The sequence below is a fragment of the Limnobacter sp. SAORIC-580 genome (genome assembly GCF_013004065.1).
Classification (GTDB): domain Bacteria; phylum Pseudomonadota; class Gammaproteobacteria; order Burkholderiales; family Burkholderiaceae_B; genus Limnobacter; species Limnobacter profundi.
In genome coordinates this window covers 2,728,821-2,749,051 of sequence record NZ_CP053084.1, presented here as the reverse complement: position 1 = coordinate 2,749,051, position 20,231 = coordinate 2,728,821, and the positions used below count along the sequence as shown (strand labels likewise).

20 protein-coding genes are annotated in these 20,231 nt (G+C 52.2%); 15 read left to right on the top strand and 5 right to left on the bottom strand.

Features of this window, described 5'->3' with window-relative positions:
• Positions 1 to 7: 7 nt before the first annotated feature.
• Entirely contained in the window at positions 8 to 1,000 is a 993-nt protein-coding gene (locus HKT17_RS12850) for a polyprenyl synthetase family protein (RefSeq protein ID WP_171100571.1), read from the bottom strand.
• Positions 1,001 to 1,191: 191 nt separating this feature from the next.
• Between HKT17_RS12850 and rplU the strand changes: the two genes are divergently transcribed.
• The 7 genes from rplU (at position 1,192) to HKT17_RS12815 (ending at position 6,318) form a co-directional block, all read left to right on the top strand.
• Positions 1,192 to 1,503: a 50S ribosomal protein L21 gene (gene rplU, locus HKT17_RS12845; RefSeq protein WP_105027264.1), complete on the top strand. Its 312-nt coding sequence runs from the start codon at positions 1,192 to 1,194 to the stop codon at positions 1,501 to 1,503.
• 16 nt (positions 1,504 to 1,519) lie between these two features.
• A complete protein-coding gene (gene rpmA / locus HKT17_RS12840) occupies positions 1,520 to 1,780 on the top strand; it encodes a 50S ribosomal protein L27 (protein WP_105027263.1) in 261 nt (86 codons plus the stop codon).
• A 145-nt stretch (positions 1,781 to 1,925) separates the two neighbouring features.
• Complete coding sequence (cgtA, locus tag HKT17_RS12835) at positions 1,926 to 3,041, top strand: Obg family GTPase CgtA (protein ID WP_171100569.1); 1,116 nt, start codon at positions 1,926 to 1,928, stop codon at positions 3,039 to 3,041.
• Positions 3,042 to 3,046: 5 nt separating this feature from the next.
• Entirely contained in the window at positions 3,047 to 4,168 is a 1,122-nt protein-coding gene (gene proB / locus HKT17_RS12830; protein WP_105027262.1) for a glutamate 5-kinase, read from the top strand.
• 19 nt (positions 4,169 to 4,187) lie between these two features.
• On the top strand, positions 4,188 to 5,045 hold the full coding sequence (locus tag HKT17_RS12825; RefSeq protein WP_171100567.1) for an alpha/beta fold hydrolase: 858 nt from the start codon (positions 4,188 to 4,190) through the stop codon (positions 5,043 to 5,045).
• 83 nt (positions 5,046 to 5,128) lie between these two features.
• A complete protein-coding gene (locus HKT17_RS12820; RefSeq protein ID WP_171100565.1) occupies positions 5,129 to 5,689 on the top strand; it encodes a pesticin C-terminus-like muramidase in 561 nt (186 codons plus the stop codon).
• 20 nt (positions 5,690 to 5,709) lie between these two features.
• A complete protein-coding gene (locus HKT17_RS12815) occupies positions 5,710 to 6,318 on the top strand; it encodes a hypothetical protein (protein WP_171100562.1) in 609 nt (202 codons plus the stop codon).
• A 30-nt stretch (positions 6,319 to 6,348) separates the two neighbouring features.
• Here HKT17_RS12815 and HKT17_RS12810 read toward each other — a convergent pair whose 3' ends face one another.
• Positions 6,349 to 6,909, bottom strand: coding sequence for an RNA pyrophosphohydrolase (locus HKT17_RS12810; RefSeq protein WP_008250450.1), 561 nt, complete (start codon positions 6,907 to 6,909; stop codon positions 6,349 to 6,351).
• Positions 6,910 to 7,049: 140 nt separating this feature from the next.
• Between HKT17_RS12810 and HKT17_RS12805 the strand changes: the two genes are divergently transcribed.
• Together HKT17_RS12805 and HKT17_RS12800 are read left to right on the top strand one after the other, a co-directional pair.
• Positions 7,050 to 8,810, top strand: a complete 1,761-nt coding sequence (locus tag HKT17_RS12805) for a proline--tRNA ligase (protein ID WP_171100560.1) — start codon at positions 7,050 to 7,052, stop codon at positions 8,808 to 8,810.
• Positions 8,764 to 9,477 carry a transglycosylase SLT domain-containing protein gene (locus HKT17_RS12800; RefSeq protein ID WP_240965813.1) on the top strand — a complete coding sequence of 238 codons (714 nt, stop codon included), beginning with the start codon at positions 8,764 to 8,766 and terminating at the stop codon, positions 9,475 to 9,477. Before HKT17_RS12805 ends, HKT17_RS12800 begins: the two co-directional genes overlap by 47 nt.
• Positions 9,478 to 9,969: 492 nt before the next feature.
• Here HKT17_RS12800 and ffh read toward each other — a convergent pair whose 3' ends face one another.
• On the bottom strand, positions 9,970 to 11,367 hold the full coding sequence (gene ffh / locus HKT17_RS12795; protein ID WP_105027257.1) for a signal recognition particle protein: 1,398 nt from the start codon (positions 11,365 to 11,367) through the stop codon (positions 9,970 to 9,972).
• A gap of 47 nt (positions 11,368 to 11,414) precedes the next feature.
• On the opposite strand from ffh, the gene HKT17_RS12790 reads away from it, so the two are divergent.
• The 6 genes from HKT17_RS12790 (at position 11,415) to HKT17_RS12765 (ending at position 18,239) form a co-directional block, all read left to right on the top strand.
• Entirely contained in the window at positions 11,415 to 12,254 is an 840-nt protein-coding gene (locus HKT17_RS12790) for a cytochrome C assembly family protein (protein ID WP_171100558.1), read from the top strand.
• Positions 12,254 to 12,511 (top strand): PP0621 family protein, encoded by a 258-nt coding sequence (locus HKT17_RS12785; RefSeq protein WP_008250461.1) that lies wholly within the window; start codon positions 12,254 to 12,256, stop codon positions 12,509 to 12,511. The genes HKT17_RS12790 and HKT17_RS12785 overlap by 1 nt, the downstream gene beginning before the upstream one ends.
• Positions 12,512 to 12,547: 36 nt before the next feature.
• Positions 12,548 to 13,111 (top strand): 1,6-anhydro-N-acetylmuramyl-L-alanine amidase AmpD, encoded by a 564-nt coding sequence (ampD, locus tag HKT17_RS12780; RefSeq protein ID WP_171100556.1) that lies wholly within the window; start codon positions 12,548 to 12,550, stop codon positions 13,109 to 13,111.
• Positions 13,112 to 13,338: 227 nt separating this feature from the next.
• Positions 13,339 to 16,275, top strand: coding sequence for a ribonucleoside-diphosphate reductase subunit alpha (locus tag HKT17_RS12775; protein WP_171100554.1), 2,937 nt, complete (start codon positions 13,339 to 13,341; stop codon positions 16,273 to 16,275).
• A 118-nt stretch (positions 16,276 to 16,393) separates the two neighbouring features.
• Positions 16,394 to 17,590, top strand: a complete 1,197-nt coding sequence (locus HKT17_RS12770) for a ribonucleotide-diphosphate reductase subunit beta (RefSeq protein ID WP_171100551.1) — start codon at positions 16,394 to 16,396, stop codon at positions 17,588 to 17,590.
• Positions 17,591 to 17,756: 166 nt separating this feature from the next.
• The gene (locus HKT17_RS12765) at positions 17,757 to 18,239 is read left to right on the top strand and encodes an Hcp family type VI secretion system effector (RefSeq protein ID WP_171100549.1); all 483 of its coding nucleotides are present in this window, start codon (positions 17,757 to 17,759) and stop codon (positions 18,237 to 18,239) included.
• Here HKT17_RS12765 and HKT17_RS12760 read toward each other — a convergent pair.
• Complete coding sequence (locus tag HKT17_RS12760; protein ID WP_171100547.1) at positions 18,220 to 19,083, bottom strand: hypothetical protein; 864 nt, start codon at positions 19,081 to 19,083, stop codon at positions 18,220 to 18,222. The two genes, HKT17_RS12765 and HKT17_RS12760, sit on opposite strands and share 20 nt — an antisense overlap.
• 2 nt (positions 19,084 to 19,085) lie before the next feature.
• On the bottom strand, positions 19,086 to 20,138 hold the full coding sequence (locus HKT17_RS12755) for a hypothetical protein (RefSeq protein WP_008250473.1): 1,053 nt from the start codon (positions 20,136 to 20,138) through the stop codon (positions 19,086 to 19,088).
• Positions 20,139 to 20,231: the final 93 nt, after the last annotated feature.

The window sequence follows — 20,231 nt, the reverse complement described above, 5'->3', positions numbered from 1 at the left end:
GTGCAGATCAACTGTTGCGATTCACCGCAACATCGCACAACATGGCCAGTGCTTCGGTGTAAGGATTGCCGGTCAACTTCCCCAGGCGGGTTTTGGCCGATTCGGACAGTGCCTGTGCCTTGTTTCGGGTGTAGGCCAGCGAGCCGGTCTGCTCAATGCTTGCCATGATGGCGCTGACATCCTGAGTGCCACCGTTGGCAATGGCGTCCCGAATTTGGGTTTGTACTTGCGGTGCAGCATGTTGCATCGCATGAATCAGGGGCAGGGTGGGTTTGCCTTCGCGAAGGTCGTCGCCCACGTTTTTGCCCAAAGCAGCACTTTCTCCTGCGTAGTCGAGCACATCGTCGATCAGCTGAAAAGCGCTGCCTACTTCTGCGCCAAATCGTCCCAGGTTGGCGACCGCCTCCTTGCTTTGACCGGTCACAATGCCCGCCAGGCGGCACGAGGCCTCAAACAGCTTCGCAGTTTTGAAGTCGATGACTTGCATGTATCGAGCTTCCGTGACATCGGGGTCTTTGCAGTTCAACAATTGCAATACTTCGCCTTCAGCGATGGTGTTGGTGGCTTCCGACAGCACGTCCATGACGTCCATCAAGCCAATTTTTACCATCATCTGAAACGAGCGGGAGTACAGGAAGTCGCCCACCAGCACCGCAGCAGAATTTCCGTACTCGGCATTGGCAGTCAGGCGCCCTCGGCGCATGTCCGATTCATCGACCACATCGTCGTGCAGCAGTGTGGCCGTGTGAATAAATTCAACAATCGCTGCCAATTCAATGGCTTGCTGCATTTGTTGCGGGTTTGCGCCCAGTGCCCGGGCTGTCAAAATGACCAATGCGGGGCGCAGGCGTTTTCCACCTGCGTTGATGATGTAATCGCTGATCTGGTTGATCAGGCTGACCTCGGAGTGCAGACTGGTTCGAATAACCTGATCAAGTTGCTGCATGTCGGCCGCGATGGGGGACAACACACTTTTCACACTGGGCGCTGGGCTGGGCATGGGTTCACTGCATGTCTGGATGATTTATGTTGCGCTTATTGTACTTGACGGTGTTTGCCAAAAGCCGCGTTTCGTGAGCAGAATGAACGATGAATGATCACAAGGCTTTGACAACATTGCACTTTCCGAGCATAATTGCGGGCTATCCGAATTTTTTCGGGTTTATATCATTGAAAGTTTAGAGGTCAACTATGTACGCGGTCATAAAAACCGGTGGTAAACAATACAAGGTTATCGCTGGTGAAAAACTTAAAGTAGAACAGATACCTGCTGACATTGGCCAAGAAATCTCTCTGGACGAAGTGCTTGCCGTTGGTAGCGGTGACACCGTAAAAGTGGGTACTCCACTGGTTCAAGGGGCTTCGGTCAAGGCAGTTGTTTTGGCACACGGTCGTCACGACAAAGTGAAGATCTTCAAGATGCGTCGTCGCAAGCACTATCAAAAGCGTCAAGGCCATCGCCAGAACTTCACTCAAATCCAGATCCAAGCCATCAACGCTTGATAGAGGAGAATGACTCATGGCAAGTAAGAAAGGCGGCGGCTCTACGCGCAACGGACGTGACTCAGAAGCCAAGCGACTGGGTGTGAAGGTGTTTGGCGGTCAGGCAATCAATGCCGGCGGCATCATCATTCGCCAACGCGGTACACGTTTTCATGCTGGCGACAACGTCGGCATGGGCAAAGATCACACATTGTTTGCACTGACAGACGGTCAGGTGCAGTTCTCAGTGAAAGGCGCCTTGCGTCGCAAAACTGTGAGCGTGGTCAGCGAGGGTTAATCCTTCGTTTGCACCGCACACCGTGCTTGGTCCAATAGCCCTGCATTGCAGGGCTATTTTCGTTTTGGGCCAGGTGCATTCGTTTTTAAAGTAAATCGGCACAGCTGTCGGGCGCGGTCGTTAGGCGCAGTTATCGGGAACAAACATGAAATTCATCGACGAAGCAACAATTGAGGTGTTCGCAGGCAAGGGCGGTAATGGCTCTGGCAGCTTTCGTCGCGAAAAATTCATTCCGAAAGGTGGGCCAGATGGCGGCGATGGCGGCAAGGGCGGTAGCGTGTTTGCTGAAGCCGACCGCAACCTGAATACCTTGATTGACTATCGCTTTTCAAAACAACACCGGGCCAAAGGCGGTGAAAATGGCCGTGGCTCCGATTGTTATGGCGCAGCCGGCCCTGACATTGTTTTGAAAATGCCGGTTGGCACCACCATTGTGAATGCTGAAACCGGCCTGGTTGTAGCTGACCTTACTGAGCATGGTCAGCAAGTGTTGATTGCCAAGGGCGGCGATGGCGGCTTGGGCAATATTCACTTCAAAAGCAGTGTGAACCGGGCACCACGCCAGTTTACCAAGGGCAAAGACGGTGAGTCCGCCCGTTACAAGCTTGAATTGAAGGTGCTGGCCGATGTGGGTTTGCTGGGCATGCCCAACGCTGGTAAATCGACCTTGATTGCCGCAGTGTCAAATGCTCGCCCGAAAATTGCAGACTACCCTTTTACCACCCTGCACCCTAACCTGGGTGTGGTGCGCATTGGGCATGCGCAAAGCTTCGTGATCGCCGATGTGCCAGGTTTGATCGAAGGTGCCGCCGAAGGTGCAGGCTTGGGCCACCAGTTTTTGAAGCATTTGAGCCGAACCCGTGTGCTGTTGCACCTTGTCGACTTGGCTCCTTTCGATGAAAACGTAGACCCAGTGTACGAGGCTGCGGCTATCGTGGAGGAATTGCGCAAATACGACGAAGACCTTTGGGCCAAGCCACGCTGGCTGGTGTTGAACAAAATCGACATGATTGCGGAAGAGGACAGGAAAGCGAAAATCGACGATTTTGTGACCCGCTACCGCGAGAAAACAGGTTGGCAGGGCCAGGTTCACCCCATTTCGAGTTTGACTGGTGAGAACACGGCGAACTTGATGCGTTCGGTGTACGAAAACCTCGTGCAGCAAATGCAGGTTGAGTTTCCGCCCGAGCCTGACGCTCGCTTTCGCGAAAGCACAGGTACACTCATCAATCCTCAAGAAACTGGCGACGATCAGGAGTAATTTCCGTGGCAGAGAAATCTCTGGCAAATCAACGTGTAGTAGTTAAAGTGGGCAGCTCCCTAGTCACCAAAGGTGGAAAGGGCGTGGACATGGAGTCCATACGCGCCTGGGCAGCGCAAATCGCTGAATTAACCAATCAGGGCTGCGAGGTGGTGCTGGTGTCCTCGGGCGCAATTGCCGAGGGCATGAAACGCTTGAAATGGGCCAAGCGCCCGCGCGAAATTCATGAGCTTCAAGCCGCTGCTGCGGTGGGGCAAATGGGTTTGGTTCACGCCTATGAAATAGGCTTTGCTGAACATGGCCTGGTGTGCGCGCAGGTGCTGCTAACCCATGCCGATCTGGCGGATCGCGAACGTTACCTGAATGCCCGTTCCACCCTGTATTCCTTGTTGGGCCACAAAGTGGTGCCCATCATCAATGAAAACGACACCGTGGTTACTGACGAAATTCGCTTTGGTGACAACGACACCTTGGGTGCCTTGGTCACCAACTTGGTGGAAGCGGACACCTTGGTTATTTTGACCGACCAAGTGGGCCTGTACAGCGCCGACCCCCGCAAAAACCCGGACGCCAAATTCATCCACGAAGAAACCGCGGGCAACCCAGAACTCGAAAAAATGGCAGGCGGTGCTGGCAGCAGTGTAGGCACTGGCGGCATGATCACGAAAATTCTGGCGGCCAAGCGCGCCGCACGAAGTGGTGCTGCAACAGTAATTGCCAGTGGGCACGAGCCCAATGTGCTCGTTCGCCTGATGAAGGGCGAAGCTGTAGGTACCTACCTGAAAGCACCGCTGGGTCGCCTGGCTGCGCGAAAGCAGTGGATGGCCGACCATTTGAAATTGAAAGGCTCACTTCTGCTGGATGCGGGTGCCGCAGAGGCTTTGCGCAAGAAAAAGGGCAGCCTGCTTCCCATTGGTGTCACCGGTTGTCAAGGCAATTTTCAACGTGGTGATGTAGTCGCCTGTTTAAGCCCTGAGGGCGACGAGGTGGCGCGTGGCCTGGTGAACTATGCGGCTGCTGAGGTCAAAAAAATTGCCAAGCAACCCACCAGCGCGATAGAGTCCATCCTTGGTTATCTGGATGAACCTGAGCTGATTCACCGCGACAACATGGTGGTATTGGCCTAACACGAATTGGAGTGCGCGGATGGAACTGTCGATGTGGAAAAACAGCGGGCAGTTATTTGAATGGAAAGACCACTCCATATTTGTGCAAGACACAGCCGCCGCCAACAAACCTGTTCTGCTGCTCATTCATGGTTTTCCCACCTCCAGTTACGACTTCCATTTGCTATGGCCTGAACTGGCCGAAACTCATCGCCTGATTGCATTTGACATGCTGGGCTATGGCTATTCTGACAAGCCGCGCACCTGGCAGCATTCCATTTTTAATCAGGCCGACATTGCAGAAGCTTTGCTGAAAAGCAAAGGGGTTGAGGAATGCTCGATGATTACGCATGACGTGGGTGACACGGTGGGGCAAGAGCTATTGGCCCGACATGCGGAGGGAAAGCTGAGTTTTCGCCTGCGGCGAGTGGTGATGTTCAACGGCGGGCTTTTTCCAGAAACACACCGCGCCATTCTGGTCCAAAAACTGCTGCTCAGTCCTCTGGGCTTTGTATTCACACGCTTCATGAAAAAGGAAAAGTTGGCGGCCAGCCTTCGCAGCGTATGCTCGGAAGGGCTGAGCGATGCCGACATTGATGCGGCGTGGACGTTGATGGCCCACAAAAAAGGAAACTTGTGCATGCACCTGCTGATTCAGTACATGCGTGAGAGGCGAGAAAACCGCGACCGTTGGGTGCAAGCCTTGCAGAAAGCCGACATGCCCTTTGCGCTGATCGACGGTGTCGAAGATCCCATTTCCGGCGAACACATGGTGCAGCGCTTCGAGGAACTGGTGCCTGGCAAACAAACCATTCGACTGGCTGGTTTGGGGCACTATCCGCATTTGGAAGACGCGGCGAAAGTGTTGGCTGTTTTAAAGCCGTTGCTTGCGCACTAGCCCGATTTTGATTAACCCAAAATAGTGGTTTTTGCTCTGCATTATCTCTGTTGATACGCTTCGCCTTTTCTTAAGGGGTAGCCATGTCATACGAGGTGGATTACGAATTTCTTTCCAAATTAGAGGGCGGGTGCAGAACCGGCGGCTACATACCTGATTTGGAAAAAAGTAAAAGCGGAGTAACCGTTGCCACAGGCTTTGATTTGGGCGCACGTAACGAGGATGATCTACGTCGACTTGGTATTCAGGGTTCTTTGTTTAAAAAGTTGGCACCTTATCTTGGGCTGAAGAAGCATGATGCTGCAAAGAAACTCGAGAAAAGCCCGCTGAGTATTACTGCGACCGAATGTCTACAAATTGATCAAGTGGTTAAAACTCATTATTTAACGCAACTTGCTAGACGTTACAACAACGCAATCTCCAATAGTGCGACGAAATTCGAGGATCTAAAGCCTGAGTTTCAAACTGTCATCACCTCAGTATCTTTTCAACACGGGCTTGAACTGGTTCGATCCACACCTAAGTTTTGGGCTTCAGTTGTCGCCCAGGACTGGGAACTCGCAGTCAGAATTCTGCGCAACTTCCAGGATCAATACCCCACAAGAAGAAATAAAGAAGCGGACCTAATGGAGAAGGCACTTTGAGAAACTACCTGCTGGCTTTTTTGGTTGCGCTTGTTGGCTGCTCAAGTGCCGAATCCCCGCAAAACGATTATTTCTGGCTTGATCCAAATGTGCAGGAGAAAGTACAAAACTCATCCGAGGAGCTATTAATTCCTAGACCTCTGCTTGAATTGACCAATGGCAGTACCGTAAGCAACTGTGAACAATATTTCCGACATGAAGGTGGTGTTGCCGAGTCGGCAGCGAACTACGCTGCACGCTCGCATTATTTGATCTGCGATGCATTAAAGCTGGCTGAAACATGGCCGCCAAAGTCTGGCGGAAAGCTTCTTGATCAAGATCTGTCATTGTGTTCAAGCTTAAATTTGGCCAGTTTCAAGCATTCCCTTCGACCACGCATTGAAACAGAGAATGCTACGTTGACTCAGTTGTTCGGTGCAGAAGCGGTTGACGGCGTGAATACTTGCGCAGTCCAGGGAGAAGAGCGAAATTTCGTGCTGAACGCGGTTTTGCTTGTGAAGGAACCTGAAAAGCCAAAGAAGATGTGGGTGTGGGTGATCGACGAAATATTGGATGCCACCTATCGTTCTTACGAGGCTGTTTGGTTTGTTTTCGACGAGTCCAAAAGCATGTGGATTGCTACCCAATAAAAAAACGCGAACCAAGTGGTTCGCGTTTTTTTATGTCGACTCAGGTTTTTCTTGGGTTTCCTCAGTTTTAACGGCGGGTTCCCAGTGATCTCCCCTTGGCAGTCGCCTTGGGTCATTTCTGGAAAACAGCAGTTTGGCCAACTCTCCCAATGCTTGTTTGTACACTTCCCGTTTGAAATCAATTACGTTTTCAAGTGGAACCCAATACTCGTTCCAACGCCAGGCATCAAATTCGGGGTGTTCAGTGGCCCGCAGGCTGACATCACAATCCCTTCCAACCAATTTCAGCAAAAACCAGATTTGTTTCTGGCCTTTGTAGCTTCCCCGCCATTCCCGTCGAATCCAGTGATCAGGCACGGTGTACCGCAACCAATTCCTGGTTCTTCCTATAATTTCAACATGTTCTGGCAACAGGCCAACTTCTTCGTGGAGTTCCCGGTACATGGCTTGTTCAGGCGATTCGCCATGTTTAATCCCGCCCTGCGGAAATTGCCAGGAATGTTCACGAATTCGCTTACCCCAAAAGACCTGCTTTCGGGAATTGGTCAAAATAATGCCGACGTTGGGACGGTAGCCTTCTTTATCAAGCATACGCGCCCCGCAGATTTCTTTACAATTCAGAGTCATTATAAGCACGAGCTTGCGTTTGTACACCTAGGGTATCCGCGCTGCGAGCGGATAAAAGTACAATCGCTGTTCTAACCAATTCATTACTCACGAGTTTTTTGCAAATGCGCGCCACCCAGTTTTTTTTGAATACCCTGAAAGAAGCCCCTGCTGACGCTGAAGTGATCAGCCATCAACTGATGATGCGGGCTGGCATGATCAAGCGTTTGGCCGGTGGCATTTACACCTATATGCCCGTGGGGCTGCGCTCCATTCGCAAGGTAGAAAATATTGTTCGCGAAGAAATGAACCGCGCGGGTGCTCTTGAATTGCTAATGCCCGCAGTTCAACCCGCTGAGCTTTGGCAAGAAAGTGGCCGCTGGGAAAAGTATGGGCCCGAGCTGCTGCGTTTGAAGGACCGTCATGACCGTGATTTCGTGATTGGCCCTACACACGAAGAAGTGATTACCGATGTGGTACGCAAGGAAGTGAAAAGCTACCGCCAGTTGCCCTTGAACCTGTATCAGATTCAAACCAAGTTTCGCGATGAAATTCGCCCACGTTTTGGCGTGATGCGCGGCCGCGAATTCGTGATGAAAGACGCGTATTCATTCGACCGTACTCAAGAAGCTGCCCTGAAAACCTACGATGTCATGTACGACGCCTACCGCCGTATTTTTACCCGCTTGGGTTTGAACTTCCGCGCAGTGAATGCCGACACCGGTTCAATTGGCGGCAACCGCAGCCATGAGTTTCACGTGATTGCCGACACGGGCGAAGATGCAATTGCGTATTGCCCAAGTTCAGACTATGCCGCCAATGTGGAGCTGGCTGAAGCGGTTTGCACCGCGCAGCGCCCAGCCGCCAGCAAGGCAATCGACAAGGTGCACACTCCCGGTAATTCAACCTGTGAAGCCGTTGCAGCGCAGTTGGGTTTGCCTTTGACCGCAACGGTGAAGAGCGTGGTGTTTGCCAACGAGTGGCTGGATAAAAATGAAACCAAGCCGGCCAAGAAGGTACAAATTGTATTGGCACTGGTGCGCGGCGACCATGAAGTGAATGACATCAAGCTTGGCAAGCTGACCGGTGTACAAGAACTGCGCTTGGCCACAGAAGCTGAAATTGTTGCTGCGTTTGGTACCCAACCCGGTTATTTGGGTCCCGTTGGCTTGAAAGGCGAGGTGCGGGTTGTGGCTGATCGCAGTGTCGCCGCCATGGGTGATTTTGTGTGCGGTGCCAACGCCGCTGACTATCACTACGCTGGCGTGAATTGGGGCCGTGATTTGCCTGAGCCCGAGGTGGCTGATATTCGAAATGTGGTTGAGGGCGATCCCTCGCCGGATGGCAAAGGTGTACTGGCCATGTGCCGTGGTATTGAAGTGGGCCATGTGTTTTATTTGGGCACCAAATACTCTGAAGCCCTGCAAGCCAAGTTTCTGGATGAAAACGGCAAGCCCGCAGTGATCGAAATGGGTTGTTATGGCATTGGTGTTACCCGTATTTTGGGTGCAGCCATTGAGCAAAACTTTGACGACCGCGGCATTATTTGGCCATTGAGCATCGCGCCTTTTGAAGTGGTGTTGTGCCCAATTGGCTACAAGAAAAGCGAAGAAGTGAAGGCTCAGGCCGACAAGCTTTATCAGATGCTGGAAGACGCTGGCGTGGATGTGATGCTGGACGACCGCGATGAGCGGCCAGGTGTGATGTTCGCTGATTGGGAGTTGATCGGCGTGCCGCTGCGGGTTACCTTGGGCGACCGTGGCCTGAAAGAAGGCAAAGTGGAGTTTCAGTCTCGCGATGGCAAGGTTGAAAAACGCGATGTCGAAGTTGGGGAAATTTTTGAGCAGTTGCGTGTTGAACTTGCCAGCAGGCAAGTCAGTTTGTAATCCGTTTGCCCGGTTGGCCTGCAGTGCCCGCCGGGCGCTTGCGCTGGCCATGGCTGTATTGGCTGTCGCTGGTGTTGGTTCGCCAGTTTTTGCCAATCAGCAGTACGAACCCATGGCGGACCATGTTCGCCTGGCGCTTCGCACCGCCTTGAGTGCCCCAGCGGCACCACGTCCAATTTTTGATTCCGTCGGCCATCGAATTGACTGGATGGCCGAGATGTCGCGCCGCTTGGCCCGCCGTGTTCCCGATTTCACCGAGCGAACAGAACTCATCAAGATTATTCGCTATGAAGCGCAGCGAGTTGGCATTGACCCTCAAATTATTTTCGCCCTGATTGAAGTAGAGAGTAACTTTCGAGCCGATGCGGTTAGCCATGCCGGGGCCATTGGCTTGATGCAGGTGATGCCGTTTTGGACTGATGTGTTATCGAGGGGAAGTTCTCGTGAGTTGTTCGAACCGCGAGTGAATATTCGTTATGGCTGCCTTATTTTGCGGCATTACCTCGACATTGAAAAAGGCAATCTGGACCGGGCCTTGGGGCGTTACAACGGCAGCCTTGGAAAAATGACCTATCCCAACCTGGTGTATGACCGTTTGGATCGGAATTGGGGCTACAGCTATGTTGAACCTCCGAAGCCTGCGCCTCGAATTGCGGGTGATTTTTGAGCTGAACTTGAAGGTTCGCCGTTTCGATTTATTGCCCACTCGGCGTGGGTTGTTTGTGTCGCACTGGACCGGTGACTTGGAAGCTGAACTTGAATGGTCACCGCTGCCCGAAAACTTGGCATTTCGGCTTGTCGTCTTGAGCCTGCACTAAGCCAAGCCCTCCAAAAGTAACGGTCGGGTCTTGGCTTTCGCGCCAAGGCGCGATCGTTAGTCTCGGCGCGCCAAGCCGGCAAGTTTTCTGACTGGTCATCGTGCGACCCATTGCAAGTTCAGCTCCCAATCGGCGGCGGTGTTTCGATCGCCTCGCCTTCAAGAAAACCTGCCCTTGCGTGCCGAGCAGGGCCGGTGTTGCCCAGCATGGGCGACAGAGAACGGACCCGACCCGCAGTTTAGGAGGGTCGTTCTCAGGCATCGTGAGGCTCAGCAAGGGGAATACAGGTTTTCTGGCGAGAGATCGGAACCCAAGACGATTGGGCCTGAATCCGCAGTTGATTACATGCCTGGAAACCCGCCACCTGGTGGCATGCCGCCTCCAGGGAAGCCGCCTTTTCCGCCGCCACCCATTTTTTTCATCAACTTGGCCAAGCCACCTTTCTGCATGCTTTTCATCATGTCGCGCATTTGCTCAAACTGCTTGAGCAAGCGGTTCACTTCTTGAACCTGAACACCCGCACCTGCTGCAATACGGCGCTTTCGAGAGGCTTTTAAAATATCGGGCTTGGTTCGTTCGGCAATGGTCATGGAAAAAATAATGGCCTCGGTGCGTTTCATCTGCTTCTCTGCGGCGGTGGCATCCACATCGCCCGCCCCTTTCATCAATTGGCTGGGCAGTTTGTCCATCAGGCCTTGCAGGCCACCCATGTTGCGCATCTGGCTAATTTGCGCCAAAAAGTCGTTCAGGTCGAAAGCCTTGCCGCTTTTCAGTTTTTTCGCCAGTTTTTCGGCTTCGTGTTGGTCAATGCCTTTTTTGGCTTCTTCCACCAAGGAAACAATGTCGCCCATGCCTAGAATTCGGCCCGCCACGCGGTCTGGGTGGAATTTCTCAAAGCCGGTTAGCTTTTCACCCACACCCATGAATTTAATGGGCTTGCCGGTAATTTGGCGCACGGAAAGGGCGGCACCGCCTCGCGCATCACCGTCCATCTTGGTCAGTACCACGCCGGTCAGGGGCAGGGCCTCGTTGAAGGCCTTGGCGGTGTTGGCCGCATCCTGACCCAACATGGCGTCAATCACAAACAGGGTTTCAGTCGGGTTCACCGCTGCATGCAAAGCCTTGATTTCATTCATCATGGCTTCGTCTATGCCCAAGCGGCCCGCCGTGTCCAGAATCAGCACATCAAAAAACTGGCGTTTGGCGTGGTTCAGGGCGGCCAGGGCAATGTCAACCGGCTTTTGAGTGATGTCGGAAGGAAAGAACTCGGCGCCAGCTTGCGCGCTGACTGTTTTCAGCTGCTCGATCGCCGCAGGGCGGTACACGTCGGCTGAAACGGTCAGCACTTTCTTTTTCAGGTTGTCTTTTAAATACTTGGCCAGCTTACCTGTGGTGGTTGTTTTACCGGCACCTTGCAAACCCGCCATCAAAATCACCACGGGGGGCTGGGCCGCCAGGTTGATTTCTTCTGTTTTCTCGCCAATCAGCTTGATCAACTGTTTGTGAACAATGCCCACCAAGGCTTGGCCGGGGGTGAGGCTGTTCAGCACTTCCTCGCCCAGCGCCTGTTCTTTCACCTGGTTGATGAACTCTTTCACCACCGGTAGGGCCACGTCGGCCTCCAGAAGCGCCAAGCGAACTTCCCGCAACATTTCCTGCGTGTTGGCCTCGGTGATGCGGGCTTCGCCTTTGATATTTTTGACAACGCGCGTTAGGCGATCGGAGAGGTTTTCAAACATCGTGTGGTGCCCCTGACTCGTGCTATGAATCGAGTAAACTGATTGGTATGAACAACACAATATTGTACGCGCTCGCAGTGCCCCTGCTGTCCGCCTCGGGTGGATTGGCGGCGCTGAACGTTTTCGGCAAGTGGTCTGCACCCGCCGCGTTAAACCGCGCGCTGGTTGCTTTGGCCTTGACGGTCTCGGGTTATTTATTGGGCACCTTGTTGTTTCAATCCGATGGCATGCACTTCGGCTTTGTTCTGGGCCTGATGTGCGTGGCTTGGTTGGCCTCACTGGTGGCCTTTGTAGAAAGTTTTTTCAACCGTGTGCCGCTGCTTGAATTAATTGTGTTCCCGCTGTGCGCAGTTGTATTTTTGCTGCCCTTGTGGATGGGGGAAGATTCCGCCATTCGAATGGCAGGCGATCATCTGTTTCAATTGCATTTGTTGATCGCGCTGGCAGCCTACAGTTTGTTGGGTATTGCCGCCGCCCATGGCATCGTGATGGCGTTTCAGGAAAAAGCCTTGCACCAGCCTGTGGCCACCACCCAGGAAAACCGCATGGTGCGGGAGCGGTTGCTGGATCAATTGCCCTCTTTGCTTACCATGGAATCGATTCTGTTCCGGCAGCTTTGGGCTGGCTTTGTGTTGTTGTCGCTTACCCTGATCACCGGCTTTCTGTTTTCCGAAGAATGGAGCGGTAGCAGCTGGCGCTTTGATCACAAAACCCTGTTTGCCATCATTTCATGGTGTTCATTTGCAGTGCTTCTGGGCGGGCGTGTGGTATTTGGCTGGCGCGGAAAAGTAGCCCTGCGTTGGTGTTTGGGCAGCTATGCAGTATTGGTGTTGGCTTATTTTGGTACCCAGTTTGTGCTGGAGTTTATTTTGAAAAGGGCAGTTTGATGGGTCGTATTCTGTTTTTCCTGGGCCTGGCGTTGGTGGCCTGGATTCTTTTCAAAAGCTGGCAGCGCAAACAATTGGGTGAAAAGCCCGGTGTAGACGTTAAACAAAAAGGCAATCTTGGCCGTAAAACCCAAGAAGAGATCATGCCTTGCCAACACTGCGGTGCCTACAGCCCCATGTCTGAAGGTGTGATGATGCAGGGGCGCTTCTACTGCGGCATGGAGCACGCCAAGGCGGCCGGAGAGAAAGTTCGCTAAGTTTTGAAGTGCATTGACCTTTAGAAGGGGCACGCCATGTGGCTGGACGAAGGCTGGATTGAAGAAGACTGGGTGCACCGCCTGCAAAGCCCCAATCAGGATGCACGCCCCATGGGCACTGTAGTGGATACCCTGGTTGTTCACTGCATCAGCCTGCCCGAGCGGGGACGAGACCCCGCGTTAATCACTGACCTGTTTTTGAATCGACTCGATTGTCATGCGCATGTTTCATTTGGCGAGTTGATTGGCCTGCATGTTTCTTCGCATTTTCTGATTGATCGAGACGGATCGATTACCCAATTTGTATCCTGCGAAAAACGGGCCTGGCATGCTGGAATTTCAGCCGCAATGGACCGTAGCAATTTCAATCATTTTTCAATTGGTGTTGAATTGCTGGGCGATATTTATACCCCATTCGAGCAGGCTCAATATGCCAGCCTGAGGCGTCTTGCTTTGGAGTTACAAGCACGTTATCCACTGAGATATGCCATGGCGCACAGCGAGATAGCACCCACTCGGAAAACTGATCCGGGACCCTTCTTCGACTGGAAAGGTCTTCGTAAATCAAACACCTACGAACTTCAGATTGACGGCCTTTGAAAGGCCGTTTTTTTGTTGCACTGCGGTTATCCCAAGCTTGTCCACAACTTGTTCACAGGGGATAACTGTGTGCACAAGTTGGGGATAAGAAAGTGTTTGCCAAATTGTGTTTCGACCACTACAATTAGTTCCAAGCCACATACAAAACACAAGATATAGTGGTTGCCGGTTGTGCCCCACTACAAAAACAAACCCTCAAGAACACGTATATTCCAGGAGAAAGATGCATGCTAACTAGCCATGGACCCTCAGATTTGGCGAGCAATTTGGCAACTGATGCGCCCTTGTCCACCTCTAAGCCTGCAGGTGCAGCGCCCGTGGTTGACAGCGCGTACTCAAACTACAAAATTATTCGCCGAAATGGTGCCGTGGTTGGTTTTGAGCCCAGCAAAATTGCCGTGGCCATGACCAAAGCATTTTTGGCAGTGAATGGCGGTCAGGGTGCAGCCTCCGCGCGCATTCGCGAACTGGTTGAGCAGATGACTGGCAGCGTGGTGAACGCACTGGTGCGTCGCCAGCCTTCCGGCGGCATTTTCCACATCGAAGACATTCAAGACCAGGTTGAACTGGCCCTGATGCGCTCCGGCGAAGCCGAAGTGGCGCGTGCCTATGTGCTGTATCGCGAACGCCGCGCGCAAGAACGTGCTGCCAAGCAGGTGGAACAAGCTGAGCAGCATGCCCTGAATGTGATCGACGGCGACATCAAGCGCCCACTGGATGTAGAAGCACTGAAAGCGTTGATTGAGAGTGCTGCTGTTGGCCTGAATGAAATTGATGTTGCGCACCTTCAGAAAGAAACCCTGAAGAACCTGTATGACGGCGTGAAAATCGATGAGGTGTTCAAGTCGGCAATCCTGGCCTCTCGCGCCATGATCGAGAATGAACCCAGCTACACACTGGTTACTTCCCGCCTGTTGCTGCACACCATTCGCCGTGAAATTATTGGCCGCGAAATTGCGCAAGATGAAATGGCGCAGGTGTACCCTGAGTACTTCCCCCAGTTCATCAAGAAAGGCATTGCCGCTGGCCTGCTCGATAATCGCCTGGCCCAGTTTGACATGAAGAAATTGGGCGCAGCCCTGAAGTACGAACGCGATTTGCAGTTCGATTACCTCGGCCTGCAAACTTTGTACGACCGCTACTTCCTGCACGTGGAAGGCACCCGCATTGAAATGCCACAGGCGTTTTACATGCGCGTAGCCATGGGCCTGGCCTTAAATGAAGTGGACCGCGAAGCACGCGCCATCGAGTTCTATGAAGTGTTGTCCACATTCGACTTCATGAGCTCTACGCCCACATTGTTCAACAGCGGCACCATTCGTTCACAGCTGTCTTCTTGCTACCTCACCACCATTGGCGACGACCTGGACGACATTTACGAAGGCATCAAGGAAAACGCATTGCTTTCCAAGTTTGCTGGTGGCCTGGGCAACGACTGGACCCCCGTGCGTGCCTTGGGCAGCCACATTAAGGGCACCAACGGCAAGTCACAAGGTGTTGTGCCATTCCTGAAAGTGGTGAATGACACGGCTGTTGCCGTGAACCAAGGTGGCAAGCGCAAAGGCGCGGTGTGTGCCTACCTTGAAACCTGGCACATGGATATTGAAGAGTTTCTGGAATTGCGCAAGAACACTGGCGACGACCGCCGCCGCACGCATGACATGAACACCGCGAACTGGATCCCCGACCTGTTCATGAAGCGTGTGATGGAAGGTGGTAACTGGACCCTGTTCAGCCCATCCGATTGCCCCGATTTGCACGACCTGTACGGCAAAGCCTTCGAAAAAGCCTACGTGGGTTACGAAGAGAAGGCTGCCCGTGGCGATTTGAAATTGTTCAAAACCGTGGAAGCAGCCAAGCTGTGGAGAAAGATTCTCTCCATGCTGTTTGAAACCGGTCACCCCTGGATTACGTTCAAAGACCCTTGCAACATTCGCAGCCCCCAGCAACACGTGGGTGTGGTGCACTCGTCCAACCTGTGTACAGAAATTACCCTGAACACGAACGAGAATGAAATTGCGGTGTGTAATCTGGGCTCCGTGAACCTGACGCGTCACCTGAAGCCCGCCGACAACGGCGAGCTGGTACTGGACCACGAGAAGCTGCAGAAAACTGTGGGCGTGGCCATGCGCATGCTGGACAACGTGATCGACATCAACTACTACGCAGTGGCCAAGGCACGCAATTCAAACCTGCGCCACCGCCCTGTGGGCATGGGCATGATGGGCTTTCAAGATGCGCTCCACATGATGCGCAAGCCCTATGCTTCACGCGATGCAGTTGAATTTGCCGACGAAAGCATGGAAGCCATTTGCTACTACGCTTACGAAGCTTCAACCGAGTTGGCTGCCGAGCGCGGTGCGTATAGCACCTTCAAGGGTTCGCTGTGGGACAAGGGCATCATGCCTTTGGATTCGCTCAAGCTGCTGGAAGAAGAGCGTGGCGGTTACGTGGAAGTGGATACAAGCAGCCGTATGGATTGGGACGCACTGCGCGCTCGCATCAAGAAGCACGGCATGCGCAACTCCAACTGCGTGGCCATTGCACCCACAGCAACCATTTCCAACATCATTGGTGTGGCCGCTTCCATTGAACCGACATTCCAGAACTTGTATGTGAAGTCGAACCTTTCAGGTGAATTCACCATCGTGAATGAACACTTGGTGCGCGACTTGAAGCGCCTGGGCATTTGGGACGAAGTGATGATTTCTGACCTGAAGTATTTTGATGGTTCAGTGATGAAGATTGACCGTATTCCGGAAGACCTGAAGCGCCTGTACGCCACCGCGTTTGAAATGGACCCACGCTGGCTGGTTGAAGCTGCAGCCCGTCGCCAGAAATGGATTGACCAAGGTCAAAGCTTGAACATTTATATGGCTGGCGTCAGCGGCAAGCGTTTGGATGACACGTACAAACTGGCCTGGATTCGCGGTTTGAAAACAACCTACTACCTGCGCACCATTGGTGCCACACACGCCGAGAAATCAACTTTGGCCGGTGGTGAGTTGAACTCGGTGAATGCGGAAGGTGGTGCATCTGCCGCGTTTACATCGGCCCCGGCCACTGGCCTGGTGCCCAACCTGCCTGAGCAAGAAATTGAAGGCAAGGTGTGCACCATGCGCCCAGGCGATGCGGGCTTCGACGAGTGCGAGGCTTGCCAGTAAGTTTTTTGAATAAAAGACCAGCGATTTGGGCAAGTTACCAAGACTTGCCCAAGTGAATAAAAATGAACATAATGACACTGTGACTTTATACAGTGTATTAGTTAAGGAGTTAGAAAATATGCTGTCTTGGGACGATGAATTTGATGCAACCATGGGCAAAACAGCAGCAGCCAAGCCTGCCATGCCTGCCATGGGTTCTGTGGCTTCGGGTTTTGCTGCGCCTGCAGCCAGCCAGGGCTTGTATCAACAAGCTGCGCGCCCTGTGGTGCAGCAGCCTGCCGCTGAAGGTGCAAAGGCTGGCCGTGTAAACGCCGCCGACAAGCGCGTAATTAACGGCACCACCGATGTGAACCAGCTTGTGCCCTTCAAGTACAAGTGGGCTTGGGAAAAGTACCTGAGCCAGTGCGCCAACCACTGGATGCCGCAAGAAATCAACATGGACCGCGACATTGCGCTTTGGAAAGATCCCAACGGTTTGACCGAAGACGAACGCCTGATCGTGAAGCGTAACCTGGGCTTTTTTGTAACAGCCGATTCACTGGCTGCCAACAACATTGTGCTGGGTACCTACCGCCACATTACAGCGCCCGAGTGCCGCCAATTTTTGCTGCGCCAAGCGTTTGATGAAGCCATTCACACCCATGCTTACCAATACATTGTAGAAAGCCTGGGTATTCCTGAAGCGGAAACATTCAACGCGTACAACGAAATTTCCTGCATCAAGGCCAAAGACGATTTCTTGCTGCCGTTCATTGATGTGTTGACTGACCCGTCATTCAAAACCGGCACGCTTGAAGCAGACCAAACATTGCTGAAGAGCCTGATCGCTTTTGCCTGCATCATGGAAGGCATGTTCTTCTACGTGGGCTTTGTACAAATTCTGGCGCTGGGCCGCCAGAACAAAATGATTGGTGCTGCCGAGCAGTTCCAGTACATTTTGCGCGACGAGTCTGCACACTGCACATTCGGTATCGACCTGATCAACACCGTGAAACTGGAAAACCCACACCTTTGGACCCCGGAATTCAAGGAAGAGATCAAGGCCATGTTCCGCAAGGCTGTTGAACTTGAACACGCGTATGCCGTAGACACCATGCCACGCGGCGTGTTGGGCTTGAATTCTGCCCAGTTTATGGAATACATGAAGTTTATTTGCAACCGCCGTTCCAACCAGATTGGCTTGGGCACCTTGTACGAAGGCGCAAGCAACCCATTCCCATGGATGAGCGAAATGATGGACTTGAAGAAAGAAACCAACTTCTTTGAGCGCCGTGTGACTGAGTACCAAACTGGTGGTGCGTTGAGCTGGGATTAATTTTCCAGTTGCAAGCCATGATGTAAAAGAAAGCAGCCTTCGGGCTGCTTTTTTATTTGGGCTTTTCAAGTATCACCCTGAGTGGGTGACAGCAACCTAAATTTCTACCCTCTATCGCAGGCTGACTACACTTCCTGATTCTTTAAATTCTTGGAGTTGGGGCACCATGCCAGCAGATCTGTTTTTGAAATTGGGCAATGTGAAAGGCGAGTCGGTTGACTTGAAGCATGCGGGCGAAATGGAGCTGCTAAGTGCACGTTGGGGCATGCAAGTGGCGGTGGGTGCCAATGGTGGCGTGTTGGCCCCAGCAGGGCGCGCGGAAGTGAAATCTTTACGTGTTGAAAAGCGCGTAGACCGTGCTTCCCCCACGCTGCATGCACAAACCTGTATTGGTCAGCTTTACGACACCATGGTGTTGACCAAGAGAAAGTCAGGTCTGGTGCCGCTTGAATATTTGCGCATTACTTTCAAAGACGTGATTGTGAGTGACATTGATATTTCACTGGGCGCAGGTGACGATGGCGACCTTGAAGTAGTTACCTTCGCATTCACTGAGTATCAGGAGGAATACAAACCGCAGAATGGTGATGGCACGGGCGGTGCTGCTGTCACCGCCGGTTTTAATTGTATTAAGTGCGTGAAGATTTAACTTTGTTCTGGAGGCGTTCATACGCCTCCACATGCTGGTTGAACAAGCGCAGGTTAAGTTTGCGGATTGGGGCGGGCAGGTGGTACTTCACGTAGTCGTGGCGCCATTTCATACGCAAATGATGATTTCGAAAAGTAAGTGGATTGCCCAATTCGCGTTCTAGTCTCATCACACTGGTTGTTTGTCCCATAAACATGAAGAGGATGCCAACCAACGCAGCTGTGGGTATCATCGCCCCAACCTTGGCGAGTAATAGTTTTAGATCATCTGGTTCCGTAGTGATTGTTGGCAGAACAAAAACGTAGATCATCATGACCCCAATCAAAACCCAGGTTATGACCAATGCAGTTAGGCTCTTTTGTTTGTCTCTGTCCTCAAAAGAATGATCTGCAAGATAGACGTTAATAGTCCATAGTTCGATGGGCTTCCGAATGTCAACTTTGCCTTTGTTGATCTGTACGTTTGTATCAATTAAGGCCCAGATGTAACTGATTGTTGCGACAGCAAGTGCGTACCAAGAGTTGAAGTAACGGGATTCGTTGCTCAGAAAAATTGGAGCGTCTAGTACCATGCCCAAGACTTCAGGAAAAGTTGTCAGGCATGTGATTGGGAGAATAAAGATTGAAAGCTTGAGAGCATTTGCAATGTTGACCTGTGCAACAAACACGACGTAATACAAAACTGAAATCACGAGCAAGCTAACGGTTGCGAATAATGCGGTGATAGCCTGTTCGGAAAGGTCAAATAAGTAGGCTAACGGAACTACAACCCCATAGGCATAGAAGAACGCGAGGCAAAAGGAAGAGGTAAAAAAATCATTGAAGGGGAGGTAGGATTTAATCATGCTTAATTTGCCCCGAAAAAAGCTTTCGCTTTCTGCTCAATATGATTCGGCGCACTAGACAGGTTATAAGCAACTCCGATCAAAACGCCAGCACCTAGCCCGATAAGTACGAGAGGTGCACCTGCGACAGTAAAGCCAGCCATACCTAAAGCCACTACCGCGACTTTTGCAAATGCGAGCCCACCTACCAAAGCCGCAACATTTCCAGTTTGATTCTTGGCGCTATCCACTGCGAATTGCATGTAGTTGAATTTTTGATCCAGCTTTGCGTTGTGGTTGTAGTTGGTCATCACGTCGTTGATCAATGTGGGGCCGAACGTTAGAACACCACCCACTCTCGCGGAGCCCAGAAAAGATGATCCTGTAAGCCTGCGCAACTCCCACATTTCATCTGAGGCTTGCTTGCTCAAGCTGAGTACCTTGTCATATTTGAATGCATTGGGCCCCATTGATTTAGTGCTCATGTTCTTACTGATTTTTTCGAACTGGTTTTTCTCCAGCAAGGTAATTTGTTTGGCGTTGGTTTGGCGAACCCGGATAAGCACGTCGGCGTGTTTGCCAAACTGGTTGGAGCCTTTAAGGCCCACGGCTTTCAGTTCCACACCGTTGCCAAGTTTCACCGTGCGCGGTTTACCGCTGGCCAGTGTGGCTCGCAATTCGGTTTTCATTTTTGAAGTAAAGCGCGCTTTGGCTGCAGCTTCAATTAAATTGGCCAAGTTGCCGGGCAAGTTGGTTACACCAAATAACTGAGCAAGCAAGGCAGCGCTCACTGTGCCCTTTTCAAATGCACTTACCAGCGTACTGGTTTGCTGTGTGTTCAATTGCGAGGTCATCAGCATGACCCCAGCCACAGGGTCTTGCTGCATTACCTCGGGCACCATCGCCAGGCTAACTTGGGCATCGGGCTCGAAGTGGCCGAGAAAATCCATTTCCTGATGCAGGTATAGCGGCGCTGAACCATCGTGGCTATTCAGCGCACGGGTGTAGGCGAGTTGTAGCGATTGCGCTTTGCGCGTCAGGTGGTCTTCGTGAAATGTGCGGGCTTGGGTGTTCATGCGGCAGCAAAATAAAAACGAGGCAAGCCGCAGTATGCGTGAAAGGTTTTAAGGGGTAGAAATGAAGCGGTTTTTCGAAAAGGCAAGGGGGAT